This is a genomic window from Lysobacter stagni (assembly GCF_030053425.1).
In the GTDB taxonomy this organism is placed as follows: domain Bacteria; phylum Pseudomonadota; class Gammaproteobacteria; order Xanthomonadales; family Xanthomonadaceae; genus Lysobacter_J; species Lysobacter_J stagni.
Map to the genome: position 1 here is coordinate 1,714,471 of NZ_JASGBI010000001.1, position 15,747 is coordinate 1,730,217.

Annotated in this window: 13 protein-coding genes; 9 read left to right on the plus strand and 4 right to left on the minus strand. The window is 67.1% G+C overall.

The window, feature by feature from the left end; genetic code table 11:
• Positions 1–2 precede the first annotated feature (2 nt).
• From murC to lpxC, 6 genes are all read left to right on the plus strand, one after another.
• Complete coding sequence (gene murC / locus QLQ15_RS07790) at positions 3–1,445, plus strand: UDP-N-acetylmuramate--L-alanine ligase (protein ID WP_283213962.1); 1,443 nt, start codon at positions 3–5, stop codon at positions 1,443–1,445.
• Positions 1,446–1,468: 23 nt separating this feature from the next.
• On the plus strand, positions 1,469–2,440 hold the full coding sequence (locus QLQ15_RS07795; RefSeq protein ID WP_283213963.1) for a D-alanine--D-alanine ligase: 972 nt from the start codon (positions 1,469–1,471) through the stop codon (positions 2,438–2,440).
• A complete protein-coding gene (locus QLQ15_RS07800; RefSeq protein WP_283212256.1) occupies positions 2,437–3,174 on the plus strand; it encodes a cell division protein FtsQ/DivIB in 738 nt (245 codons plus the stop codon). Before QLQ15_RS07795 ends, QLQ15_RS07800 begins: the two co-directional genes overlap by 4 nt.
• Positions 3,171–4,406 (plus strand): cell division protein FtsA, encoded by a 1,236-nt coding sequence (gene ftsA / locus QLQ15_RS07805; RefSeq protein WP_283212257.1) that lies wholly within the window; start codon positions 3,171–3,173, stop codon positions 4,404–4,406. Before QLQ15_RS07800 ends, ftsA begins: the two co-directional genes overlap by 4 nt.
• Before the next feature lie 185 nt (positions 4,407–4,591).
• Positions 4,592–5,806, plus strand: coding sequence for a cell division protein FtsZ (gene ftsZ / locus QLQ15_RS07810; protein WP_283212258.1), 1,215 nt, complete (start codon positions 4,592–4,594; stop codon positions 5,804–5,806).
• A 284-nt stretch (positions 5,807–6,090) separates the two neighbouring features.
• On the plus strand, positions 6,091–7,005 hold the full coding sequence (lpxC, locus tag QLQ15_RS07815; RefSeq protein WP_283212259.1) for a UDP-3-O-acyl-N-acetylglucosamine deacetylase: 915 nt from the start codon (positions 6,091–6,093) through the stop codon (positions 7,003–7,005).
• 214 nt (positions 7,006–7,219) lie between these two features.
• Here the strand turns inward: lpxC and QLQ15_RS07820 are convergent, their stop codons facing one another.
• Positions 7,220–7,669 carry a DciA family protein gene (locus QLQ15_RS07820; RefSeq protein WP_432277786.1) on the minus strand — a complete coding sequence of 150 codons (450 nt, stop codon included), beginning with the start codon at positions 7,667–7,669 and terminating at the stop codon, positions 7,220–7,222.
• Between the two features lie 5 nt (positions 7,670–7,674).
• Between QLQ15_RS07820 and QLQ15_RS07825 the strand changes: the two genes are divergently transcribed.
• The 3 genes from QLQ15_RS07825 to QLQ15_RS07835 all read left to right on the plus strand — a co-directional run bounded on the left by QLQ15_RS07825 (position 7,675) and on the right by QLQ15_RS07835 (position 12,925).
• Positions 7,675–8,598: a M23 family metallopeptidase gene (locus tag QLQ15_RS07825; protein ID WP_283212260.1), complete on the plus strand. Its 924-nt coding sequence runs from the start codon at positions 7,675–7,677 to the stop codon at positions 8,596–8,598.
• A gap of 522 nt (positions 8,599–9,120) precedes the next feature.
• Positions 9,121–11,850 (plus strand): preprotein translocase subunit SecA, encoded by a 2,730-nt coding sequence (gene secA / locus QLQ15_RS07830; protein WP_283212261.1) that lies wholly within the window; start codon positions 9,121–9,123, stop codon positions 11,848–11,850.
• Positions 11,851–11,926: 76 nt separating this feature from the next.
• Entirely contained in the window at positions 11,927–12,925 is a 999-nt protein-coding gene (locus QLQ15_RS07835) for a Nudix family hydrolase (protein ID WP_283212262.1), read from the plus strand.
• A 1-nt stretch (position 12,926) separates the two neighbouring features.
• On the opposite strand, the gene coaE is transcribed toward QLQ15_RS07835, so the two are convergent.
• From coaE to QLQ15_RS07850, 3 genes are read right to left on the minus strand one after another with little or no spacing between them, the layout of a single operon-like run.
• The gene (gene coaE, locus QLQ15_RS07840) at positions 12,927–13,544 is read right to left on the minus strand and encodes a dephospho-CoA kinase (RefSeq protein ID WP_283212263.1); all 618 of its coding nucleotides are present in this window, start codon (positions 13,542–13,544) and stop codon (positions 12,927–12,929) included.
• A 50-nt stretch (positions 13,545–13,594) separates the two neighbouring features.
• On the minus strand, positions 13,595–14,458 hold the full coding sequence (locus QLQ15_RS07845; RefSeq protein ID WP_283212264.1) for a prepilin peptidase: 864 nt from the start codon (positions 14,456–14,458) through the stop codon (positions 13,595–13,597).
• A 32-nt stretch (positions 14,459–14,490) separates the two neighbouring features.
• On the minus strand, positions 14,491–15,747 hold the full coding sequence (locus tag QLQ15_RS07850; RefSeq protein ID WP_283212265.1) for a type II secretion system F family protein: 1,257 nt from the start codon (positions 15,745–15,747) through the stop codon (positions 14,491–14,493).

Sequence of the window (15,747 nt, forward strand, 5' to 3'; positions counted from 1 at the left end):
CCCTGCGTCGCCGCCTGCAGCACACCGGCGACCTCGCCAAGGCGTTCCCGCGCGTGCATTTCGTCGGCGTCGGTGGCGTCGGCATGAGCGGCCTGGCGGAAGTGATGTGCACGCTGGGCTATCAGGTGTCCGGTTCGGACAACGCCGACAACGCGGTGACGCGCCGCCTGGCTTCGCTCGGCGTGACGGTGAACAAAGGCCACGCGGCCGCCAACGTGCTGGGCACCGATTGCGTGGTCGTGTCCAGTGCGATCAAGCCCGACAACCCGGAGCTGATGGAAGCCCATGCGCAGCGCATTCCCGTGGTGCCGCGCGCGGAGATGCTCGCCGAGCTGATGCGCTTCAAGCGCGGCATCGCCGTGGCGGGTACGCATGGCAAGACGACCACCACCTCGCTGGCGGCCAGCGTGCTCGCCGAAGGCGGCATCGACCCGACTTTCGTGATCGGCGGCCAGCTGCTCGCGGCCGGCGCCAATGCGCGCCTGGGCAAGGGCGAATGGCTGGTGGCCGAGGCCGATGAGAGCGACGGCAGCTTCCTGCGCCTGAATCCGCAGATCGCCATCGTTACCAACATCGATGCCGACCATCTGGAGAACTACGGCGGCGACTTCGCCAAGGTACAGGCGGCGTTCGAGGAATTCATGCACCGCCTGCCGTTCTACGGGCTGGCGGTTCTGTGCATCGACGACGCCGAGGTCGCCGCGCTGGCGAAGAAGACGCCGCGCCACGTCATGACCTACGGCTTCAGCGACGAGGCCGACGTGCGCGCCGAGGATGTGCAGCAGCACGGTCCGCACATGCGCTTCACGCTGTGCCTGCCCGATGCCACGCGCACGCCGATCACGCTCGCGCTGCCGGGTCGCCACAACGTGCTCAATGCGCTGGCCGCCGCGTCGGTCGCATGGCAGCTGGGCGTGGCCGCCGAAGCGATCGCACGCGCACTGCAGAACTTCGCCGGCGTCGGGCGTCGCTTCAACCTGCTCGCCAGCCCGACCACCGCGAAGGGCGCGACCGTGCAGCTGGTCGACGACTACGGCCATCACCCCAAGGAACTGGAAGCCGTGTTCGCCGCCGCGCGCGGTGGCTGGCCCGACAAGCGCCTGGTGGTGGCCTTCCAGCCGCACCGCTACAGCCGCACGCGCGACCTGTTCGACGAGTTCGCCGCCGTGCTGTCGAGCGTGGACATGCTGGTGCTCACCGAGGTGTATCCCGCCGGCGAAGTGCCGATCGCGGGTGCCGATGCGAAGTCGTTGGCGCGTGCCATCCGCGCGCGCGGCCGCATCGATCCCATCGTGGTGGGCGGCGCCGCCGACCTGTCCAGCGTGCTGCCCGACGTCCTCAACGACGGCGACCTGCTGCTGATGATGGGCGCAGGCGACATCGGCTACGCCGCACAGCAGATCGCGGCGAACGGCTTCAACGGTTCCAACGGAGAAAAGAAGTGAGCGCGCAGTCCACCCAGCCGAAGATCGGCCCGACCCGGATCACGGATCCGGCCGCGTTCGGCCGCGTCGCGTTGCTGATGGGAGGCACCAGCGCCGAGCGTGAGGTATCGCTGGATTCGGGCCGCAATGTGCTCGAAGCGCTGCGCTCGCGCGGTGTGGACGCTGTCGCGATCGACGGCATTCCGGCACTGCTCGATGCCATCCGCGCCAATTCGGTCGATCGCGTCTTCAACATCCTCCATGGCAACAAGGGCGGTGGCGAGGATGGCGTGCTGCAGGGCCTGTGCGAGGCGCTGGGCGTTCCGTACACGGGTTCGCGCGTGCTGGGTTCGGCGCTGAGCATGGACAAGATCCGCACCAAGCAGGTGTGGCTGAGCATGGGGCTTCCGACGCCGCGCTACGTGCGCCTTGCCAAGGGCGACGACGTGCACGCCGCCGCGCGCGAGCTGGGCCTGCCGGTGATCGTGAAGCCGTCCAGCGAAGGCTCCAGCGTCGGCGTGTCGCGCGTGTTCAACGACGCCGACCTCGAAGCAGCGGTCGAGCTGGCCGCGCGCTATCCCGGCGAACTGCTGATGGAACAGCTGGTCGTCGGCGACGAACTCACCGTGGCCGTGCTGGGCTCGGATGGCGCGCACCAGGCGCTGCCGTCGATCCGCATCGTTCCCAAGGGCGAGTGGTACGACTACAACGCCAAGTACATCGCCGAGGACACGCAGTACCTGTGCCCCGGCCTGGAAGGCGAGGCGGAAGACGAGATCCGTCGCATCGCACTTGCCGCGTTCGAAGCCGCGGGCTGCTACGGCTGGGGGCGCGTGGACGTGATGCGCGACCGCACCAGTGGCCGGTTCTTCCTGCTCGAGGTGAACACCGCGCCGGGCATGACCAGCCATTCGCTGGTGCCCAAGGCGGCGCGCCAGGTCGGCATTCCCTTCGAGGAGCTGTGCTGGCGCGTGCTTGAGTCCAGCCTCGCCAGCCAAGGAGGTGCGGTGGCGTGAACGCCATGCTTCGCCTCGTCGGGTGGGTCCTCGCGCTGGCACTGGTGGTGCTGCCGATCGTCGCCGTGCTCAACGGCTGGGTCGGCGCATCGCAGTGGCCGCTCACCAAGCTGCGCGTGACCGGCCAGTTCGAGCGCGTGGATGGCGCGTTGCTGCAGAAGACGCTGCTGCCGTATGCGCAGCACGGTTTCTTCGCGGTCGACCTGGCCGCGGCGCAGGACGCGGTGTCGAAGCTGCCGTGGGTGGAGCGTGCCGAAGTGCGCAAGCGCTGGCCGGACGTGCTGGAAGTCACCGTGTCCGAACACCGCCCGTTCGCACGCTGGGGCGACGACCTGCTCCTCTCGCAGCAGGGCAAGCTGTTCCCGGCCAAGGGCATCCAGGTGCCCAAGGGTCTGCCGCAGTTCGGCGGCCCCGAGTCGCGCGTGAGCGAAGTGGTGGAGCTCTACAACCAGTCGCGCGAACTGTTCGCGCCGATCGGACTGGACGTGCGCGATGTCGAACTCGATCCGCGCGGCAGCTGGACGCTGGGGCTGGACAACGGCGCGCGCATCGTGGTCGGCCGCAATGAAGCGCGTGCGCGCCTGGGCCGCTTCGTGCGGCTGCTGCCGCAGTTGCTCGCGCAGCAGGCACAGATGCTGCAACGGGCCGATCTTCGTTACACCAATGGTTTCGCACTGACGTGGGCGCCCATGCCGGCGCCGGTGGCAGTGCCGCAGCAGCAAGGACAATCATGAATCGCAAGGGTGACAAGTCGCTGATCGTCGGCCTCGACATCGGCACCTCGAAGGTGGTGGCGCTGGTCGGCGAGTACTCGCCGGGCAACCCCATCGAGGTGATCGGCATCGGCTCGCACGAATCGCGCGGCCTCAAGCGCGGCGTCGTCGTGGACATCGAGTCCACCGTGCAGTCGATCCAGCGCGCCATCGAGGAAGCCGAGCTGATGGCCGGCTGCGAGATCCGTTCGGTCTACGCGTCGATCTCGGGCAACCACGTGCAGTGCCGCAATTCGCAGGGCATCGCGCCGATCCGCGATGGCGAGGTGACCTACGGCGACCTGGATCGCGTGCTCGAAGCGGCCAAGGCGGTGGCGATTCCGGCCGACCAGAAGATCCTGCACGCCATCCCGCGCGACTACGTGCTCGACGATTCGCAGGAAGGCATCCGCAACCCGGTCGGCATGACCGGCGTGCGCCTGGAGGTGCACGCGCACCTGGTCGTGTGCGCGCAGTCGGCCGCGGCCAACATCAGCAAGTGCGTGCAGCGCTGTGGCCTGCAGGTGGACGACCTCATCCTGAGCGTGCTGGCTTCCAGCCAGGCCGTGCTCACCAGCGACGAACGCGAACTCGGCGTGGTGCTGGTCGACATCGGTGCGGGTACGACCGACATCGCGGTGTTCGTCGGCGGTGCGATCGCGCACAGCGCGAGCCTGCCGATCGCCGGCGACAAGGTGACCGAGGACATCGCGCACATGCTGCGCACGCCGACGCCGGAAGCCGAGCAGATCAAGGTGCGTTACGCGTGTGCGCTGGCGCAGATGGCGACGGCGGAAGAATCGATCCAGGTACCCAGCGTCGGCGATCGCCCGCCGCGCCGCATGCCGCGCGCTTCGCTCGCGCAGGCCGTGCAGGCGCGCTACGAGGAGATCTTCGAAATGATCCAGGCCGAGCTGCGCCGCAGCGGCTTCGAGCAGCACGTGCGCGCCGGCATGGTGCTCACGGGCGGCGCCGCGAAGATGGAAGGCGTGGTCGAGCTGGCCGAGGAAATGCTGCAGATGCCGGTGCGCGTGGGCATTCCGCAGCACGTGACCGGGCTGGGCGAAGTGGTGGGCAACCCGGTGCATGCCACCGGTGTGGGCCTGCTGTTGATGGGCAGCCAGATCGAACACCCGCGTCGTCCGGTCATTCCGACCGGTCGCGCCGGCAGCTTCTTCAGCAAGCTCAAGAACTGGTATCGCGGCGAGTTCTGACGACAGGACGCGCGGCAGGTTTCAAGGAATCGACGCGGCACGGGCCGCCGCCGGTTCCCGGTCCGGACAGTGAGTGCGGATCACGCGGGCAGGCGAGGCGACGACAAGCGGTATTTGCAGTCAGGCAACACCAGCGATTCGAAAGACACACGACATAACTAGCAATACATAACGAGGACGACGACATGGCACATTTCGAACTGGTTGAAAAAATGGCCCCGAATGCGGTGATCAAGGTCATCGGCGTCGGCGGTGGTGGCGGCAACGCCGTCGCGCACATGGTCAGCGGCAACGTGGACGGCGTGGAGTTCATCACCGCCAACACCGACTCGCAGGCCATCAAGAACTGTGGCGCGAAGCTGCAGCTTCAGCTCGGCAGCAACGTCACCAAGGGCCTGGGCGCAGGCGCGAATCCGGAAGTCGGCCGCCAGGCTGCACTGGAAGACCGCGAGCGCATCATGGATGCACTCACGGGTGCCGACATGGTGTTCATCACCGCCGGCATGGGTGGCGGCACGGGCACGGGCGCGGCTCCGGTCGTGGCGCAGCTCGCCAAGGAGATGGGCATCCTGACCGTGGCGGTGGTGACCAAGCCGTTCCCGTTCGAGGGCCGTCGCCGCATGCAGGTGGCGCTCAAGGGCATCGAGGAACTGAGCCACCACTGCGACTCGTTGATCACCATCCCGAACGAGAAGCTGATCACCGTGCTGGGCCGCAACGCCACGATGATCCAGGCGTTCCGCGCGGCCAACGACGTGCTGCTCGGCGCGGTGCAGGGCATCGCTGATCTGATCGTGCGTCCGGGCCTGATCAACGTCGACTTCGCCGACGTGCGCACCGTGATGAGCGAGATGGGCCTGGCGATGATGGGCACCGGCGCCGCACGCGGCGACGACCGTGCGCAGGCCGCGGCCGAAGCGGCGATCCAGAACCCGCTGCTGGACGATGTGAACCTGTCGGGCGCCAACGGCATCCTGGTCAACATCACCGCCGGTCCGGACTTCACGATGGCCGAGTTCGACGAGGTCGGTCGCACCATCGAGAACTTCGCCTCCGAGGACGCGACCGTCGTCATCGGCACGGTGCTGGATCCGGACATGCAGGACGAGGTCAAGGTCACCGTGGTGGCCACCGGCCTCAACCGTGCCGTGGCGCGCCAGTCGGTGCGCGGCAACGAGCGCGAGGCGCAGCGCGCCCCGATCTCGCTGGTCCGCAACGCCACCACCGGTCAGCCGGAGTTCTCGGCGATGGACGAGATGCCTTCGGCCCGTCCGGGCTTCGGCACCAGCCTGCGCGGCAGTGCCCGCGCGGCCGAGCCGGCGGCACCGGCCGTGGCCGATTTCGGCAGCGACAGCAGCTACCTGGACATCCCGGCGTTCCTGCGCCGCCAGGCAGACTGAAGAAGCGCCTTCCCCCGTTCGCCGGGGGAAGGCACCCGCACGCCCCGTCGCCAGTGGGGCGGGTGGTTCCGTCGTCCTTGGACCCGGTCCTCCGGGCTTGGGCCGGCCGGTCGCGAAAACGCGCCGGCCGGCCGGTTTCCCGTTCAGGGCTGTGACTTGTTTCCGTCATGGTTAAGCCCGCCGGGTGCTATTCTTCCCGGCCGTTCAGGCGGTAAGGCGTTGTCTCCCGCCCGTCACGCACCTACATAGCTCCACACGACAGGCCGTCCACAGGTCCCACCCGAATGCTGCGCCAGCGCACCCTCAAGAACGTGATCCGCGCCACCGGCGTGGGCCTGCACAGCGGAGAGAAGGTGTTTCTCACGCTGCGTCCGGCGCCGGTCGACACCGGCATCGTGTTCCGTCGCGTCGACCTGGATCCGGTGGTGGAAGTGCCGGCCAGTGCGGAGCTGGTGACCGAGACCACCCTGTGCACCGGTCTGAGCTGCGGCCCGGCCAAGATCCAGACCGTCGAACATCTGCTGTCCGCGCTCGCGGGGCTGGGCGTCGACAATATCTATGTGGAACTGTCCGCGGCCGAAGTGCCGATCATGGACGGCTCCTCCGGTCCGTTCGTGTTCCTGCTGCAGTCCGCCGGCATCGCCGAGCAGGACGCGCCGAAGCGTTTCATCCGCATCAAGCATCCGGTCGAAGTGCGCGAGGGCGACAAGGTCGCGCGGTTCGAGCCCTACGACGGCTTCCGCCTCGACTTCACCGTGCAGTTCGACCACCCGGCCATCCCGGCCTCGCAGTCGCGCGCGGTGGTGGAGTTCTCGACCGCCAACTACATCCAGGAAGTCAGCCGGGCCCGCACGTTCGGCTTCATGCGCGACCTGGAGTACATGCGCGAGCGCAACCTGGGCCTGGGCGGCTCGATGGACAACGCGATCGTGCTGGACGAGTTCCGCGTCCTCAACGACGACGGCCTTCGCTACGCCGACGAGTTCGTCCGCCACAAGATCCTCGACGCGGTGGGCGACCTGTACCTGGCCGGCCACCCGATCATCGGCACCTACGTCGGCTTCAAGTCCGGCCACGCGCTCAACAACAAGCTGGTTCGCGCGCTGCTCGCCGAACGTTCAGCCTGGGATGAGGTCACCTTCACTGAAACCGGTACACGGCCGGCACCGGTGACCTACGGCATCCCCGTCACCGCCTGATCCCGGCGGCGCGGCCCCTGTGCCGCAATCGTTTTCATGAATTGGGACGGCGTCACAGACGTGAACATCGCGTGACGTCTTAACTTATTTTTAACTAACTTCTAGCGAAATTTTTCTGACCCTTTAACTTTTTCATAGGGTTAGGCCTTTAGCATGCCCCGAACCCTGGCGTATCGGGGGCCGCGGCAAGGAGCTTGCCAGAGACCCGAAATTGTCAGGGTGTGTCCTTGGACCCGGAGGGGTCCGGGTCGTTCAAGGACGCGAGGGCCGCCTGCAACGATTGCAGTGCAGCCGCAGAGATGGGTTTGGCTTTCCGGTCCGATTGCGGGGAGGCAGTCACCGGGGTTGTCGTTTTGACGATGAGTTCAGCCGCATCCAGCCCGAGGGAACGGGCCGCGTCGAGTAGTTCAGGGGCAGCGAGCCGCAACTTGGCACGCCATACCGGGGCATCGACGACAAACACGAGCCTGCCGCGTTCGTAATTGGCCAGCCGCGCATGCGCGGCCAGTGACGGCGGCAGGAATGGGCGAAACCGTTGGTCCAGCTCGTCAAGCCACAAGGCACGACGAAACGGACCGCCAGCGGGCTCGGCGAGCAGCGCATCCAGTGCGTCTCGTGGAGTCGAAAGGTGGCCTTTGGGCGACCTGGGCTTGGAATCAGACATCAGACATGACCTATCCGACCATCGTAAACAAAACTCGCGCGCACCTGTCGCACTGGCTGCATCGCGCAGGGTACTGGGGCGCGCAACGTCCCGCGCTGGCCATCGCGCTTCTGCTGGGTACGGGCACGGCGCTGGGCGCCGGCATCGGTCTGGCCGACAACGCACTGCTGCGCACCAAGGCCGACCATCAGGCGGCCGCGCTGGAAACCACCCGCCGCGACGCGCAGCGTGAGATCAATGCCCTGGCTGCCCGCCTGGGCGAGCTGCAGGCCGAAGCCAACCGCCTCAACGCCCTGGGCGAACGCCTGACCCGCATCGGCCAGCTGCAGGATGGCGAGTTCGATTTCGACAAGCCCGTCGGCGTCGGCGGCGTGGGCCCCGTCCGCGACATGACCAAGTCCGAACTGGACGAGGGCATGGCCACGCTGGGCGCGCAGTTCAAGGCCTCGGGCGAGCAGCTCTCGGTGCTGGAGTCGCTGCTGTTCAACCGCCAGCTCGACATGAATGCCGTGCCGGGCCGCGAACCGATCGCCAACAGCTACATCACCTCCGGTTTCGGTGGTCGCGCCGACCCGTTCAACGGCGGCCATGCCAACCACAAGGGCATCGATTTCAAGGCCAATGTCGGCGATCCCGTGCTGTCCGTGGCCGACGGCGTGGTCAGCTACTCGGGCGTGCGTTCGGGCTACGGCAACGTCGTCGAGGTCGATCACGGCAACGGCTACGTGACCCGCTACGCGCACAACTCGCGCCTGACCCGCAAGGTCGGTGAGCTGGTCCGCGCCGGGCAGGAAGTCGCCAAGGCCGGTTCCACGGGCCGTTCGACCGGCGCCCACGTGCACTTCGAGGTCTGGGAAAACGGCCGCGTCGTCAACCCGCGCAACTTCCTCAGCCAGCAGTCGCCGCTGAAGATGCAGATCAAGGGCTGATTGCTGGGTTGCCAGCTCGCCGCTTTGCTGCGGCGTGGAGATTTGAACTCGGGGCCAGGCCCTTCCGGGGCCCAATCGGAAGCGCCGATGCGTGATGTGGCGGTTCGCCCGGCCCTCCGCGGCACGCTCCGGGCGCTCGGCCCGATGCAAGCTCATTGCTTGGATGTGTCCGATGCCGGATTGCATCGCTTCCCCGGCCCTCCGCCGTAGGCTCCGGGCGCTCGATCCGACGCAAGCTCATGGTGCTTGAATGTGTCCTGCGCTGGGCTGCATCGCTTCCCCGGCCCTCCGCCGTAGGCTCCGGGCGCTCGATCCGACGCAAGCCGATGGCTTGCAAGCGTCGGATCTCGCCCCAAGCTACAATCGGCGTGGCCACAGTTCAGGCTCGATACGATCGGGGCGCACGGCGCCCCGATTCCATTTGAGCCGGCCCGAACCTCTTCTTGGGGGAACTTGCCGGCGGACGCGGACTCTGAACGCGTCCTCCAGCCGGTCCTCCTGTTCCGCTTCCCGGATCCGTACATGCTCAACAGCCTGCTTACCCGCGTTTTCGGCAGCCGCAACGATCGTCTGCTGCGCCAACTGCAACGCTCCGTCGTCAAGATCAATGCGCTCGAGTCGGAGATGCAGAAGCTCACCGATGAGCAACTGCAGGCCAAGACCCCCGAATTCCAGAAGCGCATCGCCGATGGCGAGTCGCTGGACCGCATCCTCCCGGAGGCCTTCGCGGTCTGCCGTGAAGCCGGTCGTCGCGTGCTGGGCATGCGCCACTACGACGTGCAGCTGATCGGCGGCATGGTCCTGCACCTGGGCAAGATCGCGGAGATGCGCACGGGCGAGGGCAAGACCCTGGTCGCGACGCTGCCGGTGTACCTCAATGCGCTGGAAGGCAAGGGCGTTCACGTGGTCACCGTGAACGACTACCTGGCACGCCGCGACGCCGCCTGGATGGGCAGGCTCTACAACTGGCTGGGCCTCAGCGTCGGCGTCGTCTACCCGGGCATGCCGCACAGCGACAAGCACGAAGCGTACGCCGCGGACATCACCTACGGCACCAACAACGAGTTCGGCTTCGACTACCTGCGCGACAACATGGCGCTGTCGAAGGACGACCGTTTCCAGCGCGGCCTGCACTACGCCATCGTCGACGAAGTGGACTCGATCCTGATCGACGAAGCGCGTACTCCGCTCATCATTTCCGGCCCCGCCGACGAGTCGCCGGAGCTGTACATCCGCGTCAACCGCATCGTGCCGCAGCTGGTCCGCCAGACGACGGAAGAAAGCGAAGGCGATTTCTGGGTCGACGAGAAGGGCAAGCAGGTCTATCTGTCCGAGTCCGGCCAGGAGCATGCCGAGGCGCTGCTGCGCCAGGCGGGCATCCTGCAGGGTGAGGACGATGCGCTGTACGGTCCGCAGAACCTGAGCGTGGTGCACCACCTCAATGCCGCCATGCGCGCGCATGCCATCTACCAGCGCGATGTGGACTACATCGTGCGCGATGGCGAAGTGGTGATCGTTGACGAATTCACCGGCCGCACCCTGGTGGGTCGCCGCTGGTCCGACGGCCTGCACCAGGCGGTCGAGGCGAAGGAAGGCGTGCCGGTCCAGCGCGAGAACCAGACGCTGGCCAGCATCACGTTCCAGAACCTGTTCCGCATGTACAAGAAGCTGTCCGGCATGACCGGTACGGCCGACACCGAGGCGTACGAATTCCAGAGCATCTACGGCCTGGAAGTCATCGTGATCCCGCCCAACAAGACGGTGCAGCGCAAGGACCATCCGGACGCGGTGTTCCTCAACCGCAACGGCAAGTACCGCGCGGTGCTCAACGAGATCAAGGACGCCAACGCCCGCAAGCAGCCGGTGCTGGTCGGCACGACCTCGATCGAAGTGTCGGAAATGCTCAGCCAGCAGCTGCGCGATGCCGGCATCCACCACGAAGTGCTCAACGCCAAGCAGCACGAGCGCGAAGCACACATCGTCGCGCAGGCCGGTCGTCCGGGTGCGATCACCATCGCCACCAACATGGCCGGCCGCGGTACCGACATCGTGCTGGGCGGCTCGCTGGAAAGCGAGATCGCCGAGATTGAAGCCAAGAACGGCGGCGAGATCGACGAAGTCACCAAGGCTCGCCTGAAGTCCGAATGGCAGGCACGCCACGAGGCCGTGAAGTCGTCCGGCGGCCTGCACATCGTCGGCACCGAACGCCACGAGAGCCGCCGAATCGACAACCAGCTGCGCGGTCGCGCCGGTCGTCAGGGCGACCCGGGTTCGTCGCGCTTCTACCTGTCGCTCGAAGACAACCTGATGCGCATCTTCGCGGCCGACTGGGTGCAGCGCGTGATGGCGCGCATGGGCCTGAAGGAAGACGACATCATCGAAAGCCCGCTGGTGACCAAGCAGATCGCCAACGCGCAGCGCAAGGTCGAGGCCCACAACTTCGACATCCGCAAGAACCTGCTCGACTTCGACGACGTCAACAACGATCAGCGCAAGGTGATCTACTCCCAGCGCGACGAGCTGCTGGAAGCCGATTCGGTGCGCGAGAACGTGGATGGCATCCGCGGCGACGTGGTCGCCGACACGGTTGCGCGTTTCGTTCCGCCCAACTCGGTCGACGAGCAGTGGGACCTGCCGGGCCTGGAAGCGGCGCTGGAGCAGGAGTTCGGCGTGCAGATGCCCCTGGTCGCAATGGCCAAGCAGAGCGAGGAGCTCGACACCGAGACCATCGAGGAGCGCGTGCAGCAGGCGCTGCAGGAGCACTTCTCGCAGCGCGAGGCGCAGCTCGGCGACGAGACCATGCGCGTGCTGGAAAAGCACATCATGCTCAACGTGCTCGACCAGAACTGGAAGGAACACCTGGCGCGCATGGATTACCTGCGCCAGGGCATCCACCTGCGCGGCTATGCCCAGAAGCAGCCCAAGCAGGAGTACAAGAAGGAAGCCTTCGAACTGTTCTCCGAGATGCTGGAGAAGGTGAAGCGCGAAGTCGTCACGCTGCTGGCGCGTGTGCGCATCCGCAGCGAGGAAGAGATCGCCGCGATGGAAGCGCAGGAGCGTGCCGCCGCCGAGGCGAAGGCCCGCCAGATGCAGTTCCAGCACGCGTCCGCCGGTGGCTACGGCGCCGACGAGGAAGCCGCGCAGGTGGCCGGTGCCGCGGCCGGTGACGCATTCGCCAATGTCGGCCGCAACGACCCCTGCCCCTGCGGCAGTGGCAAGAAGTACAAGCACTGCCATGGGCAGATCGCCTGACGGCAGTCGTCCCGTCGCCTCTCCCCCGTACGCGGGGGAAGGCCAGGACTGAGGCGGGCGCGTCCCGCCTCCTTCGATGAGCACCGACGTGCCTCTTTCGTCGTCGCCTGTCCCGGCTCCGTCGCCGGGCGCAGCGACGCGGCATGTCGAAGTGGTCGCCGGCGTCATCCGCGATGCGCGTGGCCGTGTCCTGTTGGCCCGTCGCACGGAAGGTCGTGACCTCGCCGGCCTGTGGGAATTCCCCGGCGGCAAGCACGAACCCGGCGAGTCGGCCGAGGACGCCCTCGCGCGTGAATTGCACGAGGAGCTCGGCATCGAGGTCGAGATCGGCGCACCGCTGATCAGCGTGCCGCAGCAATACCCCGACAAACGCCTGTGCCTGGACGTGCGCCTGATCGCCCAGTGGCGCGGGCAGGTACGCGGCCGGGAAGGGCAGGCGCTGGTATGGGTGCCGCCCCCGAAACTGATCGCCTACGCGATGCCGCCGGCCGACCGCCCCGTCGTCGCGGCGCTGCTGCAGCCCGCGCACTATCTGGTGACGCCCACTCCCGTCGACGACGCGCAGTGGCTGACCTCCCTGCAGCGCGCCTTCGACACCGGCGTGCGCCGCGTGCAGCTGCGTGCACCGGGGCTGGACCCGCAGCGCTGGCGCGATCTGGTGGCGCGCGCGGTGCTCGCCGCCCGCGTGGCGGGTGTGGACCTGCTGGTCAACGCAGACGCGACGCTCGCGCAGGTGCACGGCATCGGCCTGCATCTCACGGCCGCGCAGTTGATGGCGCAACGCGAACGGCCGCTGCCCGAGGGGCTGACGCTCGCCGCGTCCTGCCACACCCTGGAGGAACTACAGGCCGCCGAAGCCCTTGGTTGCGAGTTTGCGGTGCTGGGCAACGTGCGGGCCACGCCGAGCCATCCCGGACGCGGAGGCATCGGCTGGGAGGGCTTTGCGCGGTTGCGCGAGTCGGTATCGCTGCCGCTGTACGCGATAGGCGGGCTCACGGCGCAGGACATCGACACCGTGCGCGGCGTGGGCGGGCAGGGCATCGCCGCCATCCGCGGCCTCTGGCCAACGGCCTGAGTCAGACCCGCTGAGCGGCGATCGCTCGATAGCGGCGGTCCAAGGCCGCCACGTGCGCATCCAGCGCGTCGACCGTTCCGCTGTTCACGATCACGTCGTCGGCGATGGCCAGGCGCTGATCGCGCGTGGCCTGGGCGGCGATCATGCGCTGCGCCAGCTCGGCATCGACCCGATCGCGCGCCATCACCCGGCTGCGTTGCACATCGGTGGGCACGTCCACCACGAGGATCCGCGACAGCCACGGGTACGCTTCGCGTCCGCCACCTTCGGCCAGCAGCGGAATCGCGGCGATCGCGTACGCACCCGGCGCGGCCAGGCAGGCCTCGCGAAGCGCGGCGCGGACGCGCGGGTGGACGATGGCTTCGAGCCGTCTGCGCGCAGCCTCGTCACCGAACACGTGTCGTCGCATGGCGGCGCGGTCCAGGCTGCCATCGGCGGCCAGCACGTCGCGGCCAAACTGTTCGACCACTTCGGCCAGCCCTTGCGAGCCCGGCGCGACGGCAACGCGTGCGGCCAGGTCGGCATCGGCCACGGTCACGCCCAACGCCTCGAAGCGGCGCGTGACCTCACTCTTGCCGGAAGCCACGCCTCCGGTGATGCCGATGATGAATCCGCTCATGCGGGCAGCATCCTAACCCGTGCCGCGCGACCCCGGCGGCACGGCGCGGGCTATCGAAGCCCGGATACCTGCAGATACGTGCCGATCATCCGGTCGCCCCAGAAGAAGACGATCCAGCCTGCGATGGCCAGGTAGGGGCCGAACGGAATCGGAGTGGCGCGATCGCGACCCTTCATGGCCAGCCAGATCGACCCGATGATCGCGCCCACCACGGAGGAGAGCAGGATCGTGGGCAGGATGCCCTTGAGGCCCGTCCACGCGCCGATCGCCGCGAGCAGCTTGAAGTCGCCGTGCCCCATGCCTTCCTTGCCCGTGAGCTGCTTGAACAGCCACCACACGATCCATAGCGACAGATAGCCTGCGACCGCGCCCAGCAGCGCCGACTTCACCGGGAAGTAGAGGTTGTCCGATGCGGCGATCAGGCCCAGCCACATCAGGGGTAGCGTCAACTGGTCTGGCAGCAGCTGCGTGCGCAGGTCGATGCCCGACAGGACGATCAGGAAACAGGTGAAGACGATCGCGCCGAATCCCTGCCAGCCGAATCCGAACTGCCACACGCTGGCAAGCACCAGCACCATCGTGAGCAGCTCGACCAGCGGGTACTGCGGCGAGATCGGCGCCTTGCAGTTGCGGCATTTGCCACGCAGCGCCAGGTAGCTGAAGACCGGGATGTTCTCGTACCAGGCCAGCTGATGCTTGCAGTGCGGACAATGCGAGCGTTCGATGACGATCCCGGGTGGCGGCGGATCGTAGGTGTCGGGCTCGCCGAGCAGCTCGCGACTGTCGCGGCGCCACTGCCATTCCAGCCGCTTGGGCAGGCGCAGGATCACCACGTTGAGGAAACTTCCGACCAGCAGGCCGAACCCGGCCGCCAGCGGGAAACCGATGGCGGGGTTTTGATCGAGGAATGCCATGCGCGCGATTGTGGCCTAAGTCGTCGCCCGGATCAGCCCACCGTGGCGGCGAGCTTGAAGATCGGCAGGTACATCGCGATCACCATGCCGCCGACGATCACGCCCAGGAACACCATGATCAGCGGTTCCAGCAGGCTGGCCAGCGCATCGACGGCGTTGTTGACTTCCTGTTCGTAGAACTCGGCGACCTTGAACAGCATGGTGTCGAGCGCACCGGCTTCTTCACCGATCGCGGTCATCTGCACGACCATGTGCGGGAACAGGTTGACCTGCTTCATCGCCACGTTGACCGGATAACCGACCGAGACGTCGTCGCGGATGTTGCGCACGGCATCTTCGTACAGCACGTTGCCGGTCGCGCCGGCCACGGTGTCCAGCGCCTCGACCAGCGGCACGCCGGCCTTGAAGGTCACCGCCAGCGTGCGCGAGAAACGCGCGATGGCCGAGTTGTGCATGATCTGGCCCACCACCGGTACCTTCAGGATCATGCGATCCAGCAGGCGCGAGAAAGCCACCGAGCGCTTCTTGGCCATGATGAAGGCCACGATCACGCCGGCAACCGCGCCAAAGACGGCCCACCACCAGCTCACCATGAAGCGGCTGAGGGCGACGATCATCTTGGTGAAGGCGGGCAGGTCGGCGCCGAAGCCCTTGAAGACTTCCTCGAACTGCGGCACCACGAACACCAGCAGGATCGAGCTGACGATCAGCGCCACCGCGATGACCATCGCGGGGTAGAACAGCGCCTTCTTGATCTTGCCCTTCAGGGCTTCGATGTTTTCCTTGTACGTGGCCACGGTGTCGAGCACCGTTTCCAGCACACCGGCGGCTTCACCGGCCTTCACCAGGTTGCGGTAGAGCTCGTCGAACTGCACCGGATGCTTGCTCAGCGCCTCGTACAGCGACAGGCCGCTCTCCAGGTCCGAACGCACGCTGTTGACCAGCGTGGACATGCGCGGGTTCTTGTTGCCGTTGGCGATGATTTCCATCGCGCCCACGATCGGCACGCCCGACTTCATCATCGTCGCGAGCTGGCGACTGAAGATGGCGATGTCGAGCGGCGTGATGGTCTTGCCGGCACCGCCGAACAGCGGCTTGCCCTTGGGCTTGACCGTCCTGGGCTGGATGCCCTGCTTGCGCAGTTCGGCGCGCAGCGCATTGGCGTTCTTCGCCTGCTGCTCGCCCTTCATCACCTTGCCGCGCTTGTCCGTGCCCTGCCAGACGAAGACGTTGAGGGGCTCGGCGCGGCGTACGGGGGTGGGGCGTGTCGCGGTGCGGGTCGCGGACAT

Excerpts from the sequence above, each read along its gene's own strand:
- QLQ15_RS07845 (WP_283212264.1), bottom strand. The coding sequence starts at position 14,458 with ATGGCATTCCTCGATCAAAACCCCGCCATCGGTTTCCCGCTGGCGGCC.
- QLQ15_RS07825 (WP_283212260.1), top strand. The coding sequence starts at position 7,675 with ATGACCTATCCGACCATCGTAAACAAAACTCGCGCGCACCTGTCGCAC.
- coaE (WP_283212263.1), bottom strand. The coding sequence starts at position 13,544 with ATGAGCGGATTCATCATCGGCATCACCGGAGGCGTGGCTTCCGGCAAG.
- ftsA (WP_283212257.1), top strand. The coding sequence starts at position 3,171 with ATGAATCGCAAGGGTGACAAGTCGCTGATCGTCGGCCTCGACATCGGC.
- ftsZ (WP_283212258.1), top strand. The coding sequence starts at position 4,592 with ATGGCACATTTCGAACTGGTTGAAAAAATGGCCCCGAATGCGGTGATC.
- QLQ15_RS07835 (WP_283212262.1), top strand. The coding sequence starts at position 11,927 with ATGAGCACCGACGTGCCTCTTTCGTCGTCGCCTGTCCCGGCTCCGTCG.
- secA (WP_283212261.1), top strand. The coding sequence starts at position 9,121 with ATGCTCAACAGCCTGCTTACCCGCGTTTTCGGCAGCCGCAACGATCGT.
- lpxC (WP_283212259.1), top strand. The coding sequence starts at position 6,091 with ATGCTGCGCCAGCGCACCCTCAAGAACGTGATCCGCGCCACCGGCGTG.
- QLQ15_RS07820 (WP_432277786.1), bottom strand. The coding sequence starts at position 7,669 with ATGTCTGATTCCAAGCCCAGGTCGCCCAAAGGCCACCTTTCGACTCCA.
- QLQ15_RS07850 (WP_283212265.1), bottom strand. The coding sequence starts at position 15,747 with ATGTCCGCGACCCGCACCGCGACACGCCCCACCCCCGTACGCCGCGCC.